The sequence below is a fragment of the Actinoplanes hulinensis genome (assembly GCF_019429605.1).
In the GTDB taxonomy this organism is placed as follows: domain Bacteria; phylum Actinomycetota; class Actinomycetes; order Mycobacteriales; family Micromonosporaceae; genus Actinoplanes; species Actinoplanes campanulatus.
Window position 1 is genome coordinate 501459 of record NZ_JAHXZI010000002.1, and the last position, 15544, is coordinate 517002.

The window sequence follows — 15544 nt, forward strand, 5'->3', positions numbered from 1 at the left end:
CCGTCCACGGCCGGCCGGCTCGCCCATCGAGCCGGCCGGCCATTCCCATTTCCGGAGCTTGCCAATGACCGCGACCTCGCACATCACACCGGGCGCCGAGGCGCCGGCCCCGGTGCCGCCACTGCGCCGTAACCGGGACTTCCGGATGCTCTGGGTGGGCGCCGGCGCCTCGCTGCTCGGGACCCGGGTGGCGGTCGCCGCGTACCCCCTGATGATCCTGTGGGGTGGCGGCACGCCGGCCGACGCCGCGCTGGTGGCGTTCGCGACCCTGCTGCCGCAACTGCTGTTCGTGCTGCCGGCCGGCGCGCTCGTCGACCGGTGGAACCGCCGCCGGGCCATGCTGATCTGTGATGCCGTGGGGTTCTCCGGCATGGCGAGCCTGGTGGTGGCGCTGCTGTTCGGTGAGGTGTGGCTGCCGCACGTCATGCTGGTCGCCTTCCTGGACGGCACCGCCGTGATCGTCTACCGGCTGGCCGAGCGCGCCTCGGTACGCCACGTCGTGCACCCCACGCACCTGGGCGCCGCACTGTCCCAGAACGAGGCCCGCGGCCAGTCCACCGGCCTCATCGGGCAGCCCGCCGGAACCGCCCTGTACTCCTTGTCCCGGTGGCTGCCGTTCGCCTTCGCCACCGTCACCCACCTGGTCGCCTTCATGACGCTGCTGACCGTGCGCCGCGACCTCCAGGACGAGCGGGTCAAGCCACGGCGGATGCTGACCGCCGAGATCGCCGAGGGGTTCGCCTGGGTGTGGCGGCACCGGTTCATGCGGTCGGCGATCCTGCTGGTCGGCGGCAGCAACCTGGCGTTCCAGGTGATCAACCTGACCCTCGTGCTGATCATCCGGGAGGGCGGGCATCCGCCGTACATGGTCGGTCTGCTCGGTCTGCTCGGCGGCCTGGGCGGGCTGCTCGGCGCGCTGGGCGCCGCCCGGGTGATGCGGCGGGTGCCGGTCCAGGCCATCCTGATCGGCGTCCTGGGGCTGTGGGCCGTCCTGATCGCCCTGGTCGCCGTCACCACCCTTCCGGCCGGACTGGGCGCGCTGATGGGCGGCATGGCGGCGCTGGGCGCGCTGCTCAACGTGGCCGCCGCGACCTACCAGATCCGGGTCACCCCGGACGTCATGCAGGGCCGGGTGACTAGTGTGTTCGCGCTGATCGGATCGGGTCTGAACTCGGTCGGCGCGCTGCTCGGCGGGGTCCTGCTGAGCGCCGCCGGTACGTCCCGGGCCGCTCTGATCACGGCCGCCGGCATGGCTGTGCTGGCCCTCCTGGCGCTCTGTGTGCCGTCGATCCGCCGCCCACCCGTCGAGTGAGACAAACACATGTCAGTTTTCTTTGACAGGTGCCAGGCCCTCCTGTAAGTTTTTTCTTACACATGAAGTGCCCTGCTGATAGGGGTCCCCCTAGAACCCGTTTGATCACCCCGGACGGGGCCGGTCCGCCCGAAAAATCCACTTAGGATCACTTCGAGGCAAGCCGGGCCGGGGGTCCAGATCACGTCAGCAGGCCGCGAGAAGGGGATGGCCACATGAGCTACGGCAACGACCTCACCAGCGTGTTGGCAGTGGTGGGAATCGTCCTGGTCCTGGTCCTGATCATCACTCAGGTCGCCGCCACCTGGCGGGCCCGCATCGTCGCCCAGCGGGACGACGACCACTACCGCGAGCTCAGTCAGCGGTACGCCGAGCTGGTCCTCGAGCACGACGAGCTGCGGCGGCGGGTGGCCGGCGAACTCACCGGCGTACGCGAGTCGGTGGTCTCGATGGAGCAGATGATGCGCGAGCTGAAGTGAAACCCCTCCCCCCTCTCAGCTGATCCAGGAAGGACAGTCATGTCACGGAAGGCGTCGTCGACGACGGCGAAGGGTCCCCTGTTGGAGCGGATGGTGGGCTGGTCCGCCCGCCATCCCAAGAAGGTCATCGTGGGCTGGATCCTCCTGGTCGCCGTGGCGGTGCTGCTCGGCGACGCGGCGGGATCGGGCGCCAAGACCACCGACGCCGGTGAGGCCGGTCGCGCTCAGAGCATGATCCGCGAGCAGAAGGTCACCTCGTCGTACACCGAGAACGTGCTCATCGAGGCGCCGGGCCGGGACAAGCCGTTCCTCGGCAGCGCCGAGCTGGAGAGCACCGCCAAGGACCTGAGCGACCGGATCAGGGCGCTGCCCGGTGCCACCACCGAGATCGTGACGCCGCTCGACAACGAGCGGACGCGCGCTGTGCTGGTCTCCGAGGACGGGAAGTCCGGCCTGGTCAGCTTCACCATCCCGGGCCCCGGGGCGGAGGCGGACAAGCACTTCGCGAAGATCCGGACCGAGGTCGAGGCGGTCCAGGCCGCGCACCCGGACGCCCGCGTCGCGATGGCCGGTGACATCTCATTGACCTCCGCGGTCGACAAGGCCGCCGACGAGGACCTGGCCCAGGCCGAGCTGCTCTCCCTGCCGGTCACCCTGATCATCCTGGTGGTCGTCTTCGGCGCGCTGATCGCCGCCGCCGTCCCGCTGTTCCTCGCCGCCACCGCGGTGCTCGCCGGTCTCGGCGTCCTCGGCCTGGTCGGCACGGTCATCCCGGCCAACAGCACGGTGTCGTCGGTGGTGCTGCTGATCGGCATGGCGGTCGGCGTCGACTACTCGCTGTTCTACCTCCGCCGTGAGCGGGAGGAACGGGCCGCCGGTAAGGACGCGGCCGAAGCACTCAAGATCAGCGCCCGGACCTCGGGGCACGCCGTGGTCGTCTCCGGCATCACCGTGGTGCTGTCGCTGGCCGGCCTCTTCCTGGCCCAGATCGACACGTTCAACGGCATGGCCATCGGCACGATCATCGTGGTGAGCCTGGCGGTGCTCGGTTCGGTCACCGTGCTGCCGGCGATGCTCAGCCTGCTCGGCCGGCGGGTCGACGCGCTCCGGCTGCCGTTCCTCGGCCGTTCCAGGACCACGGCGACCACCTCCCGCGGCTGGTCGGCGATCGCCGGCGGCGTGACCCGCCACCCGGTCGTCTTCGGCGGCATCGCCCTGATCGCGCTGGTGGCGCTCGCCCTCCCGGCCTTCGGCATGAAGCTCAGCGAGCCCGGGCAGCTCGACTCGCTGCCGCGCAGCATCCCGGCGGTCGACGCCGGTGTCCGGCTCCAGCAGGCGTTCCCCGGCGGCGCCGACCCGGCGCAGGTGGTGGTCCGGGGCGCCGGCGCCACCACCGGCGCGGCCGACCAGGCCGTCGAGGAGCTGCGCCGGCAGGCGGCCACGAGCGACCTGCTCGGCGACCAGATCTCGGCCAACCCGGTCGGGGACGTGCTGAGCATCAAGGTCCCGCTCGCCGGCGGCGGCACCGACGACACCTCGGTCGAGGCGCTGCGCACCCTGCGCGAGGACGTGCTGCCGCAGGCGTTCGCGAACACCTCCGGCCTGGAGTACGCGGTGGGCGGCCGCACCGCCGGCCTGCACGACTTCGCCACGGTGCTGGAGACGCGGACGATCTGGGTGATCGGCTTCGTCCTGGTCCTGTCGTTCATCGTGCTGGTCGTCGCGTTCCGGGCGCCGCTGGTCGCCGCGGTGTCGATGGTGCTCAACCTGCTCGCGATCGGCGCGGCGATCGGCATCGTGGTCCTCGGCTTCCAGAACGGCAACCTCGCCGGGCTGCTCGGCTTCTCCTCCTTCGGCGGAGTCGTCAACTGGCTGCCACTGTTCATGTTCGTGATCCTCTTCGGACTGAGCATGGACTACCACGTCTTCATCCTGAGCCGGGTCCGGGAGCGCTGGGCCCGCGGCGAGTCCGCCAAGGACGCGGTCGTCCACGGCGTCGGCAGCAGCGCCGGCGTGGTGACCAGCGCGGCGGTCGTCATGATCGCGGTCTTCGCGATCTTCGCGACGCTCTCCGGCATCGAGTACAAGATGCTCGGCGTCGGCATGGCGGTCGCCATCCTGATCGACGCGACGATCGTCCGGGGCGTGCTGCTCCCCGCATCGCTGTCGCTGCTCGGAGACCGGGCCTGGGCCCTGCGCGGCCGGCCCGCCCCGGTCGCCGAGCCCGAGCCGACCACAGAGAACACGATCGAGCCCGGCGAGGACGTCAAGGTCCTCAGCCAGGTGGGCGCCACCGAGGAAGGAACCCGATGAAGATGACCAAGGCAGGCGTGAGCACGCTGGCGATCGCGATGTGCGCGCTGCTGGCGGCCGGGTGCGACCCGAACGCGAGCGGATCCGACCAGAGCGCCGGGAACACGTACGACATCAGCGACAAGGTGAGCACCATCTCGCTGGACGCCCGCGGCGGCAACGTCACCCTCACCGCCTCGGACACCTCCTCGGTGAAGGTCACCGAGGACCTGAACTACTCGGACACCAAGCCGGAGACCTCGCACAGCGTCGACGGCGACACGCTCAAGCTGGTCGACGAGGGCTGCGGCGGCGACAACTGCCACGTCAACTACAAGATCGAGCTGCCCAAGGGCACGGTCGTGCAGATCAAGACCGCGGGTGGCGACATCACCGGCAACGGCCTCGGCGCGAACGCCACGGTCGACACGTCGGGCGGTGACGTCAAGCTGGAGTACTCCACGGCGGCGACCCTGGTCGACGCGACGAGCGCGGGCGGCAACGTCACGATCAAGGTGCCGGCCGGGCCGTACGAGGTGGACGCCAAGACCGACGGCGGCAACCGCGAGGTGTCGGTGCAGGAGGTCCCCGGCTCGGCGAACAAGATCAAGGCGAAGTCCGGCGGCGGCAACGTCACCGTGACCAGCTGACCGGGCGAAACACAATAAATATAGATAGGCGAGGCACAGTGTGGTCCCGGACGGTCGTCGCCGTCCGGGACCCGGCCGTTCCGGCCACGAGCAGAGAGTCTGCACGCCATGACTGTTGCCAAGCACGTAGCGGCGCGTGACTGCTTCCGGGTGATAGCGCCTCGGCCCGCCGCACGGTTGACCCTCTTCTGTTTCCCGCACGCGGGTGGCGCCGCCAGCTCGTTCCATCAGCTGGCCACGCTGCTCCCGCCCGACATCGAGCTGGTCGCGGTGCAGTACCCGGGCCGGCAGGACCGGTACGGCGAGCCGATGCCCCGTACCCTCGCCGAGCTGGTCGACGAGATCACCGGCGCCATGCTGGAGCGCCTCGACCGCCCGGCCGCCTTCTTCGGCCACAGCATGGGCGCCACGGTCGCCTTCGAGACGGCCCGCCGCCTGCGCTCCCGGCGGCCGAACGCGCTGCGGCGCCTGTTCGCCTCCGCCCGCCGGGCCCCGCACCACGACAACAGCAAGGCCCTGACCTTCCCGGACGACGCGTCGGTGCTGCGCTACGTCGACTCGCTCGGCGGCGCGGGCGCCCAGCTGCTCGCCGACGCCGAGCTGCGGGAGCTGGCCATGCCGATCCTGCGCGGTGACTTCCGGCTGATCGCGGATTACCGGTACGCCCCGGGCGCCCCGCTGACCTGCCCGATCACCGCCATCGCCGGGGACATCGACGCGTCCTTCACGGTCGACCACGCCACCGAGTGGGCCCGGCACACGGTCGCCGGATGCGAGGTCCGCGCCGTCCAGGGCGGCCACTTCTACACCGAGACCGCGCCGGGCGCGCTGGCGCGGCTGATCACCGAGAAGCTCGCCGCGGAGGTTTCGGCATGAGTGTCAACCCGTTCGACGACACCGAGGCCCGGTTCCTGGTGCTCACCAATGAGCACGACCAGCACTCGCTGTGGCCGGCCACGGTCACCGTGCCGGCGGGCTGGAGCGTCGCGCTCGCCGAGTCCGCGCGCGAGGAGTGCGTCCGCTATGTGGAGCGCAACTGGACCGATCTGCGCCCGCGGGAGGCCTCGCCAATGAGCGAGCTCGCGAGCGAATCATCGAGCTCAGCATCCCTCGCATGCCGACACCGGAGCGAAGCGGAGGTGGCGGCATGAGCGCGGCCAAGCTTCCCGACGGCATCGAGTCGGCGCTGCCGCTCACCCCGCTCCAGGAGGGCCTTCTGCTGCACGCGGTCCAGGAGCAGGACGACGGGGCCGGGGTCGACGTCTACGCCACCCAGCTGCGGCTCGACCTCGACGGCGACCTCGACCCGGCCCGCCTGCGGTCGGCCGCCGACCGGCTGATCGCCCGGCACGGCGCGCTGCGCGCGGCCTTCCACCATCGTGGGCTCAAACGGCCGGTGCAGCTCATCCACCGCGAGGTGCCGGCGGCCTGGAGCGAGCACGACCTGACCGGTACGCCCACCGCGTCCCGCGAGGACGAGGCCGCCCGGATCGCCGGAGCCGAGCGGGCGGCCGGGTTCTCCCCGCACCGGCCGCCGCTGCTGCGGTTCGCCCTGCTCCGCCTCGCCCCCGGCCGCCACCGGCTGGTCCTCACCGTGCACCACCTGCTGTGGGACGGCTGGTCGGTGCCGGTGGCGCTGGGCGAGCTGTTCACCCTCTACGCCGGGCGGGACGCGACGCTGCCGCCGGCGCCCCAGTTCCGCGACTTCCTGGCCTGGCTGCGCGCCCGGCCCATCGAGCCCGCCGAACAGGCGTGGACCGGGGCGCTCGCCGGCCTCGAGACGCCTACCCGGTACGCGCCGCAGGCCGCCGAGCTGCCCGCGATCATGCAGCACGAGGTCCGTGCCGTGCTGCCCGCGGAGATCGCCGACCGCCTGGCCGAGCAGGGCCGCCGTTACGGCTGGACCCTGAGCACCGTGATCCAGTTCGGCTGGGGCGTGCTGCTGTCCCGGGTGCTGGACTCGGGCGACGTGGTGTTCGGCACCACCGTCTCCGGCCGCCCACCGCTGCTGCCCGGCAGCGACCGGATCGTCGGCCTGCTGCTGAACACGGTGCCGGTCCGCCTGCGCCCGGAGGCGGGGGAGACCGCCGCGAGCTGCCTGGCCCGGCTCCAGACCACCCAGGCGGAGCTGATCGAGCACCACCACACCCCGCTCGCCGCCATCCAGCGGGCCGCCGGGCATCCGGCGCTGTTCGACACGACGACGGTGTTCCAGAACTTCCCGCTCGACCACGAGGCGGTCACCGCGCCGCTGACCGCGGCCGGCGTACGCGTCACCGGCTACCGGATCGAGGACAGCACCCACTACCCGCTGCGCCTGGCGGTCACCGCGGGCGACGGGCTGGAGATGCGGCTCGGCCACCGCCCGGACGTGGTCCCGGCGGACGAGGCGGCGGCCCTGCTGGACCGGCTCGCCCGGCTGCTGACCGCGGTCGCCGCGAACCCGGACGTCGCCGTCGACGACCTCGATCCGCTCAGTGCCGGGGAGCGCGCCGACGTCCTGTACCGGTGGAACGACACCGCGGCGGAGGTGCCCGGCGGCACGCTGATCTCCCGGTTCGAGGAGCAGGCGGACCGGACCCCGGATGCCGTCGCCCTGCGTTTCGAGGGCGCGGCTCTCACGTACCGTGAACTGGATGAGCGGGCGAATCGCCTGGCCCGGCGGCTGATCGCCGAGGGCGCCGCGACCGGTCGCCTGGTCGGTGTCGCCCTGCCCCGCTCGTTCGACCTGGTCGTGGCGCTGTACGCGGTGCTCAAGACGGGCGCCGCCTACCTGCCGATCGACCCCGACTACCCGCCCGCCCGGATCGCCCAGATGATCGAGGACGGCGACCCGGTCTGTGTCCTGACCGAGGACACCACGTTCGACCTGACCGGGGTTCCCGCCCACCGGCTCACCACGGCCGAGCGGCGCCCCGCCGGCCCGGACGACACCGCGTACGTCATCTTCACCTCCGGATCGACCGGCCGCCCGAAGGGTGTGGCCGTCCCGCACCGCGGCATCGTCAACCGTCTCGTGTGGATGCAGGAGCGGTACGGTCTGCGCCCCGGCGAGCCGGTCGCGCAGAAGACGCCGGCCGGTTTCGACGTGTCGGTGTGGGAGTTCTTCTGGCCCTGCCTGGTCGGCGCGACCCTGGTCATCGCCCGTCCGGAGGGGCACCGCGACCCGGCCTACCTGGCCGCGCTGATCCGCGACGAGCGGATCACCACGGTGCACTTCGTGCCGTCGATGCTCGGCGAGTTCCTCCGGGAGCCGGCCGCCGCCGGCTGCACCGGGCTGCGCCGGGTGATCTGTAGCGGCGAGGCCCTGCCGGTCGACCTGGAACGCCGGTTCGCCGAGCTGCTGCCCGGGGTGGAGCTGCACAACCTGTACGGCCCCACCGAGGCGTCGGTCGACGTGACCGCCTGGGAGTGCCGTCCCGAAGCGGGCGCGGTGACCGTGCCGATCGGCTCGCCGATCACCAACATCCAGGTGTACGCCCTGGACCGCCGCCTGCGCCCGGTCCCGCCCGGTGTGGTCGGCGAGCTGTACCTGGCCGGGGTGGGCCTGGCGCACGGCTATCTGGGCCGGGCCGGGCTCACCGCGGAACGGTTCGTGGCCTGCCCGTACGGCCTGCCGGGCGAGCGCATGTACCGCACCGGCGACCTGGTCCGCTGGCGTCCCGACGGCGCCCTGGAGTACCTGGGCCGCAGCGACCACCAGGTCAAACTGCACGGGCAGCGGATCGAGCCGGGCGAGATCGAGGCCGCGTTCGCCGCCTGCCCGGACGTCTCGCAGTCGCTGGTGCTGGTCCGCGAGGACCGTCCCGGCGTGCAGCGGCTGGTGGCCTACGTGATCGGAGAGCCGGGAACCGCCCCGGATCCGGCCGGCCTGCTGGAGTCGGTGGCCGGAACGCTGCCCGCGCACATGGTCCCGGCCTCGCTGGTGCTGCTGGACGCGTTCCCGGTAACCCCGAACGGCAAGGTCGACCGCGACGCGCTGCCCGCCCCGGAGACGCCCGTCCTCGGGCGTACCGGGGGTGACGAGCCGCGGTCGGCGGCCGAGGCGGCGTTCGCCGACGCCTTCGCCGCGGTGCTGGGCCAGGAGCGGGCCGGCGTCTCGGACAGCTTCTTCGACCTGGGCGGCGACAGCATCCTCGCGATGCGGGTGGTGTCGCTGGCCCGGCAGGCCGGCTGGATCGTCACGGCCAAGGACGTGTTCCGGCTGCGTACGGCGGCCGCGCTGGCCGCGGTCGCCCGGCCCGCCGACGCGGTCATCGTGGAGAGCGCGGACGCCGCGATCGGCCGCGCGCCCCTGCCGCCGCTCGGGTCGTCGCTGGTGGCCCGGGGCGGTGAGTTCCGTGGCTTCCACCAGGCCGTCGTGGTCGAGACACCGGCCGGGCTGGACGACGCCACGCTCGCCGCCGCGCTGCGCGACGTCGTGCGTCACCACCCGGTGCTGCGGGCGCGTCTGCTGCCCGGGAACGACGGCTTCGAGATCCCGCCGCCCGGCGACGACGCGGAGATCCTGCTGCCCGCGCCGGGGGAGGAGACGTCGGCACACGACGCGGCCGAGTTCGCCGCCCGCCGTCTCGACCCCGTTCAAGGTCAAAACCTTCTGGGCGTACGGGTGAGCGCCGGCCGCCTCGTGCTCTGCGCGCATCACCTGGTCGTCGACGCCGTCTCCTGGCAGGTGCTGCTGCCCGACCTGGCCGCCGCGGCCGCCGCCCGCACCGGGGGCGGGTCACCCACCCTGGACCCGGTGCCGGTCTCCTACCGCACCTGGGCCGTCGGCCAGGCGGCCGGCGACGTGCGGAGCACCACCTACGGTGTGGCCGGCGACGCCCGGCACGACGAGATCACCGTGCCCGCCGACGTGGTCGAGCGGCTCGAACGGGTGGCGGAGAAGTTCCACGCCCGGCTCGACGACCTGCTGATCACCGCGCTGTCCCGGGCCCTGCCCGGACCCGGCGGGCCGATCGACGTGGAGGGGCACGGCCGCGACACGGACGCCGACCTGTCCCGTACGGTCGGCTGGCTGACCAGCGTGCGCCCGGTCCTCGCGGAGGGTGCGGGCGCCGACCGGCGGGCCGCCCTGATGCGGGTGAAGGAGCAGGTGCGGTCCGGCGCCGCCACCGGTCCGGCGGCGGTGCTGTTCAACTACCTCGGCGCCGTCGGCGGGGCTGTCCCCGGCGCGTGGCCGCTGGTCACCACCGAGGCACTGCCCTCCGGCACCGACCCGGGCATGCCGCTGGGCTACCGCACCGAGGTGCACGTCCAGGCGCGCCCGGGGGAGCGGGGGACCACCCTGCGCGCCCGGTGGATCACTGCGGCCGGGTACCGGGTGCCCGCCGAGCGGTGGCGCGACGAGCTGACCGGCCTGGCCGCACTGGCCGACCCGGCGGTACCGGGCGGGCGTACCCCCTCCGACCTGCCGCTGGCCGGGTTGTCCCAGGCGGAGGTCACGGCGCTGGAGTCCCGCGTACCGGATCTCGCCGACGTCCTCGCGCTGAGCCCGCTCCAGGAGGGTTTCCTGTTCCACGCCGCGGAGGCGCGCGACGGCGGCACCGACGTCTACACCACGCAGGTGCGGCTCGACCTCACCGGGAACGTGGACCCGGCCCGGATCCGGGCGGCCGGTCAGGCGCTGATCGACCGGCACTCGGCCCTGCGTACCGGCTTCCACCAGCTCGACAGCGGCGCCGCGGTCCAGGTCGTCCGGCCCGCCGGGGTGCTGCCGTGGCGGGAGACCGACCTCGGCGTGCTGCCCGCCGAGGAGCGGGAGGCCGCGGCCGACCGGCTGGCCGCCGCCGAGCGCGGCGGCTTCGACCCGGACTCGCCGCCGCTGCTGCGGCTGGCCCTGATGCGGCTCGGCCCGGACGCGTGGCGGCTGGCGGTCACCGGCCATCACATCGCGCTCGACGGCTGGTCGATGCCGATCCTGGTGGACGAGTTGCGCCGGTTGTGGACCGACCCGGAGGCGTACGCGCACACCGTCGCGCCCGCCCATCGCGCGCACGCCGAGTGGCTGTCCACCCGGGACACCGGCGTGGCCGAACGGGCCTGGGCCGGGAACCTGCACGGACTGCCCGGCCCGTTGCTCGTCGCCCCGGAGACCCCGGGCGCGGCGGTCACCGCTCAGCGGCAGACCATGCGGGAACTGCCCGGCACGGTCGTCCGCCGGCTGCTCGACACGGTCCACCCGCTGGGCGTCACGCTCAACACCGCGGTCGAGTTCGCCTGGGGTCTGGTGCTGGCCCGGATCACCGGCCGGGAGGACGTGGTGTTCGGCACCACAGTCTCCGGCCGCCCGGCCGACCTGCCCGGCGCCGACCGGATGATCGGCCTGTTCGTGAACACCGTGCCGGTGCGGGTGCGGCTCGACTCCGGACGGACCGTCGGGCAGGCGCTGACGGCGTTCCAGGACGAGCAGACCGAACTGCTCGACCACCAGCACCTCGGGCTGGGCCGGATCCACCGGCTGACCAACTGCACCCAGCTCTTCGACACCACGACGATGCTGGTCAACTACCCCTTCGACGTGGAGTCACTGGCCGATGAGGACGGCGCCGGCATCCGGGTCACCGGGCTCGGTCTGGACGACGCCACGCACTATCCGCTGCGCCTGGTCGCGGTGCCCGGCCCGGACGACGGGCTCACCGTACGTCTCGGCTACCGGCCCGATCTGGTCACGCTCGCCGAGACCGAGGCGCACCTGGACCGGATGATGCTGGCGCTGGAGACCCTGGCCGACGGCCTGGATCGGCCGGTGCGCGAGATCGACCTGCTCAGCGCGGCGGAGCGGGATACGGTCGTGGCGCAGTGGGGAGGCTACTGATCACGTGACAGAATTTGCTGACACCTGTCATGACTTGTTGACACCTCTCCGCGCGTGTGAAAGGCTCTCCATGCGCCGGAAATGAGGTTCACGCGGATGGATGTCACAGGGGATGACCTGCTGAAAATGCTGACGGCGCTGAGCAATCAGCACCGTCTCAGGATCGTGGGGCTGCTCTCCGTCGAGCGTGACTATGTCAGCCGGTTGGCGGGGCGCCTGGGCATGAGCCGGCCGCTCCTGCACATGCACCTCGCCCGGCTGGAGGCCGCGGGTCTCATCGAGGGGAGCCTCGAGCTGTCCGCGGATGGCAAGGCGATGAAGTTCTTCGAGGTCACACCGTTCGCGCTGCATCTGACACCGGAGTCGGTGGCGGAGGCGGTGAAGACGCTGAGTGACGACCGGCGCGGCGATGGCGACGAGAAGTGAAGGCGATGGTGAGTGCGTTGGGTTCCACGAGCGACGACTGGGTGGGCGTGCTGGCTGCCGCCGGGATCTTCGCGGTGCTCATCGTGATCGTGTGGCAGGTCGCCGCCACCTGGCGGGCGCGCCTGGCCGCGGCCCGGGAGAAGCAGTACCAGGAGCTCGCCGAGAAATGCGCCCGGCTGCTGGAGGAAAATGCCGAGTTGCAGCGGCGGACCGTCGCCGAGCTCCTGCAGGTGCGGGAGGCCACCTCGGCGATGGAGAAGATGATGCGCGAGGTCGGGTGACACCAGAAATATAGGCCTCATCGACACAGTGGAGCCCTGCGATTCCCCCGTATCCAGGGCTCCACTGTCGTGAGATGAGAGACCTATGCAGCTACCTTTGTCAGCCGGGCAGATGGGCATCTGGCTCGGGCACGAACTCGACCCGACCGGGCACGCCTACAACATCGCCGAGTTAACCGAGGTGGACGGCGAGCTGGACCAGGACGCCTTCGAACAGGCCTGGTCCCGCGTCCTGGAGGAGGCGCCCACCTTCAAGGCGATCGCGGTCCGCCGCGACGACCAGGGCGAACTCCGCCTGATCATCAACGACGCGCGTGCCGGGATCAGCCGCGTCGACCTGCGCGCCGCACCGGACCCGGAGGCCGCCGCCCGGCGGTTCGTCCAGGCGGACATGGACCAGCGGATCGACCTGGAGGCCGGGGGCCTGTTCACCTTCGCGCTGCTGCGGGTCGCCGACCGGCGCTTCCTGTACTACGCCCGCGGGCACCACATCGCCTGCGACGGCTACGCGGCCTCGCTGCTGTTCCGCAAGATCGGCGTCTACTACACCGAGATCGTGACCGGGGAACCGGTCGACGGCGCGCCGCCGGTCGCCGGGCCGCTCGCCGAGACGCTGGCCGCCGACATCGAATACCGCGAGGGCCCCGACTTCCAGGAGGACCTGCGGTTCTGGCGTGAGCACGCGGGCTCGGCCAGCCCGGTCAAGCTCAGCGACCACTGGGCCACCCGCGGTCCGGCCGCACCCGACCCGGGCGCCGTGCACCTGCGCCGTTCCGGCCACGTCACCCCGGGGCAGACCGGCGCCATCGCCGAGGTGGCCCGCGAACTGCGGACCCGCTGGCCGGTCCTGCTGATCGCCGCCACCGCGGCATTCCTGCACCGGTGCACCGGGCGTACCGACGTGGTCCTCGGCGTGCCGGTCACCGGCCGGACCAGCAAGCTGCTGCGGGCCACCCCGAACCTGTCCTCCAACGTCGTGCCGCTGCGCGTCGAGGTGAACCCGGGCGACACCCTGCGCGAGCTCGTACCCCGGGTCTCCGGCGAGCTGCGGCAGGCGCTGCGCCACCAGCGGTGCCGCTTCGAGGACTGGCAGCCGGAGCGCACCGCCGGCACCGGCTGGGGCACGGTCGTCAACGTGATGGCGTTCGACTACCAGGTGACGCTCGCCGGGATTCCCACGGTCACCCACAACCTCTCCCTCGGGCCGGTCGACGACCTGTCGCTCGGCTTCTACGACCGGGGTGACGGCAGCGGCTGGCGGCTCGACGTGGACGGCAACCCGGACCGCTGGTCGCGTGACGACCTCGCCACGGTCCAGGGTCTCTACCAGCGGTTCCTGCTGGCCGTGACGGCCCTGCCGGACGCCGCCGTGGGCCTGTTCGAGCTGACCACCGCGGACGAGCGGCGCCGGATGCTGATCGAGTGGAACGGGTCGCCGGCCGCCGCTCCGCGGGGCGACCTGGCCACCGCCTTCGCCCGCCAGGCGGCGCTCACCCCGGAGGCGGTCGCCGTGGCCGACGGGACCCGGGAGATCACGTACGCGCGGCTGGACGCCGCCGCCGACGCGCTCGCCACCCGGCTGGTGAACCGGGGGATCCGGGCCGAGGAGCCGGTGGCCATCCTGGCCGAGCGCTCGGCGCTGGTCGTGCTGACCACGCTGGCCATCATCAAGGCCGGCGGGGCCTACCTCCCGCTGCGGCCCACCGATCCGCCCGCCCGGCAGGAGGCGATGCTGGCCGACGCCGGGGTCCGCCTGCTGCTCACCGACGCGCCCGCCGGGCTCCCGGTCGAGGTGCTCTCCGTGTCGGCCGCCGACCTGGACGCGCCGGCCCCGGCCGTCACCCCGTCGCTGCCCGGCGACCCGGACCGGCTGGCCTACATCATGTACACCTCGGGATCCACCGGGCGACCCAAGGGCGTCGCCATCACCCACGGCAACGTGCTGGCCTTCGCGTCGCACGGGCGGTGGCGCGACGGCGACCACGAGCGGGTCCTGATGCACTCCTCGCACGCCTTCGACGCGTCGACGTACGAGATCTGGGTCCCCCTGCTCATCGGCGGCCGGATCGTGGTGGCCCCGCCCGGGCAGCTCACCACCGACGAGGTGGCCCGCCTGGTCCAGGCGCACGGCGTGACCGCGGCCTTCCTCACCACCTCGCTGTTCAACCTGATCGCCGGCACCCGGGCGGCGGCGTTCGCCGGGCTGCGCACGGTGCTCACCGGTGGCGAGGCGGCGTCCGGTGAGGCGATGCGGGCGGTCCGGGCGGCCTGCCCCGGCACGAGCCTGGTCAACGCGTACGGGCCGACCGAGACCACCACGTTCGCCACGCTCATGCCGGTGGACGAGGTCGACGGGGTGCCGCCGATCGGAACGCCGTTGGACGCCACGCGGGTGTACGTGCTCGGCCCGGACCTGCGCCCGGTGCCGGCCGGTGTCTCCGGCGAGCTCTACCTGGCCGGATGGGCGAACGCCCGCGGCTACCTGAACCGGCCGGCAGTCACCGCCGAGCGGTTCGTGGCCTCGCCGTTCGGCCCGCCCGGCTCGCGGCTGTACCGCACCGGCGACATCGTCCGCTGGCGTGAGGACGGCGTGATCGAGTACGTGGGCCGCGGCGACCAGCAGGTGAAGATCCGTGGCTTCCGGATCGAGCTGGGCGAGGTGGAGGCGGCGCTCACCCGGCTGCCGGAGATCTCGCAGGCGTACGCCACCGCCCAGGAGACCGCCCCGGGCGTGAAGCGGCTGGTGGCCTACGTGGTGGGCGCCGAGGGACACACCCCGGAGCCGGCCGCGGTCCGCGAGGGCCTGCGCGACACCATGCCGGACTTCATGATCCCCGCCGTCGTCATGGTCCTGCCGGCGCTGCCGCTCAACGCCAACGGGAAGGTGGACCGCAAGGCCCTGCCCGACCCCGAGGTCACCGTGACCGTGGGCCGGGAGGCGTCCGGCGCCGCCGAGCGGGCGCTGGCCACCGCCTTCGCCGAGGCGCTGTCGGTCACCCGGGTCGGCGCCTCCGACTCGTTCTTCGACCTGGGCGGCGACAGCATCCGGGCGATCCAGGTGGTCACCCGGTCGCGCAGCGCCGGCTGGCAGATCAGCGTGGGCGACGTGCTGACCCTGCACACGGTCGAGCGGATCGCCGAGAAGGCGGTGCCGGCCGGCCCGGAGACCGCCGCCGAGCCCTCCGCCGAGGATCTCCTCGCGCTGGACGATGACGACCTGGCGGCTCTGGTCTCGGCCCTCGCCGAGGACTGACCCCTCCTCCAGAGACGAAACGGCCCTCCGGGTT

The 15544-nt window shown here is 72.6% G+C and carries 10 protein-coding genes; all 10 read left to right on the plus strand.

Going from position 1 to position 15544, the window contains the following annotated elements; translation table 11 throughout:
- Positions 1-64: 64 nt before the first annotated feature.
- The 10 genes from KZ829_RS06035 to KZ829_RS06080 all read left to right on the plus strand — a co-directional run bounded on the left by KZ829_RS06035 (position 65) and on the right by KZ829_RS06080 (position 15510).
- Positions 65-1312, plus strand: coding sequence for an MFS transporter (locus KZ829_RS06035; RefSeq protein ID WP_220142816.1), 1248 nt, complete (start codon positions 65-67; stop codon positions 1310-1312).
- Positions 1313-1527: 215 nt separating this feature from the next.
- Complete coding sequence (locus KZ829_RS06040; protein ID WP_188119711.1) at positions 1528-1791, plus strand: hypothetical protein; 264 nt, start codon at positions 1528-1530, stop codon at positions 1789-1791.
- A 39-nt stretch (positions 1792-1830) separates the two neighbouring features.
- Complete coding sequence (locus KZ829_RS06045; RefSeq protein ID WP_220142817.1) at positions 1831-4104, plus strand: MMPL family transporter; 2274 nt, start codon at positions 1831-1833, stop codon at positions 4102-4104.
- Positions 4105-4106: 2 nt separating this feature from the next.
- Complete coding sequence (locus KZ829_RS06050) at positions 4107-4733, plus strand: DUF4097 family beta strand repeat-containing protein (protein WP_246635079.1); 627 nt, start codon at positions 4107-4109, stop codon at positions 4731-4733.
- Between the two features lie 108 nt (positions 4734-4841).
- On the plus strand, positions 4842-5609 hold the full coding sequence (locus tag KZ829_RS06055) for a thioesterase II family protein (protein ID WP_220142819.1): 768 nt from the start codon (positions 4842-4844) through the stop codon (positions 5607-5609).
- Positions 5606-5884: an MbtH family protein gene (locus tag KZ829_RS06060; RefSeq protein ID WP_220142820.1), complete on the plus strand. Its 279-nt coding sequence runs from the start codon at positions 5606-5608 to the stop codon at positions 5882-5884. Before KZ829_RS06055 ends, KZ829_RS06060 begins: the two co-directional genes overlap by 4 nt.
- On the plus strand, positions 5881-11550 hold the full coding sequence (locus KZ829_RS06065) for a non-ribosomal peptide synthetase (protein WP_220142821.1): 5670 nt from the start codon (positions 5881-5883) through the stop codon (positions 11548-11550). The genes KZ829_RS06060 and KZ829_RS06065 overlap by 4 nt, the downstream gene beginning before the upstream one ends.
- A 96-nt stretch (positions 11551-11646) precedes the next feature.
- Positions 11647-11976: an ArsR/SmtB family transcription factor gene (locus KZ829_RS06070; RefSeq protein WP_183216992.1), complete on the plus strand. Its 330-nt coding sequence runs from the start codon at positions 11647-11649 to the stop codon at positions 11974-11976.
- Positions 11977-11984: 8 nt separating this feature from the next.
- Entirely contained in the window at positions 11985-12257 is a 273-nt protein-coding gene (locus KZ829_RS06075) for a hypothetical protein (protein ID WP_229794459.1), read from the plus strand.
- Between the two features lie 85 nt (positions 12258-12342).
- Positions 12343-15510: a non-ribosomal peptide synthetase gene (locus KZ829_RS06080; protein WP_220142822.1), complete on the plus strand. Its 3168-nt coding sequence runs from the start codon at positions 12343-12345 to the stop codon at positions 15508-15510.
- Positions 15511-15544: the final 34 nt, after the last annotated feature.

Coding starts and splice junctions, on each gene's coding strand:
- KZ829_RS06045 (WP_220142817.1), top strand. CDS start 1,831: ATGTCACGGAAGGCGTCGTCGACGACGGCGAAGGGTCCCCTGTTGGAG.
- KZ829_RS06050 (WP_246635079.1), top strand. CDS start 4,107: ATGACCAAGGCAGGCGTGAGCACGCTGGCGATCGCGATGTGCGCGCTG.
- KZ829_RS06080 (WP_220142822.1), top strand. CDS start 12,343: ATGCAGCTACCTTTGTCAGCCGGGCAGATGGGCATCTGGCTCGGGCAC.
- KZ829_RS06060 (WP_220142820.1), top strand. CDS start 5,606: ATGAGTGTCAACCCGTTCGACGACACCGAGGCCCGGTTCCTGGTGCTC.
- KZ829_RS06040 (WP_188119711.1), top strand. CDS start 1,528: ATGAGCTACGGCAACGACCTCACCAGCGTGTTGGCAGTGGTGGGAATC.
- KZ829_RS06035 (WP_220142816.1), top strand. CDS start 65: ATGACCGCGACCTCGCACATCACACCGGGCGCCGAGGCGCCGGCCCCG.
- KZ829_RS06065 (WP_220142821.1), top strand. CDS start 5,881: ATGAGCGCGGCCAAGCTTCCCGACGGCATCGAGTCGGCGCTGCCGCTC.
- KZ829_RS06055 (WP_220142819.1), top strand. CDS start 4,842: ATGACTGTTGCCAAGCACGTAGCGGCGCGTGACTGCTTCCGGGTGATA.
- KZ829_RS06070 (WP_183216992.1), top strand. CDS start 11,647: ATGGATGTCACAGGGGATGACCTGCTGAAAATGCTGACGGCGCTGAGC.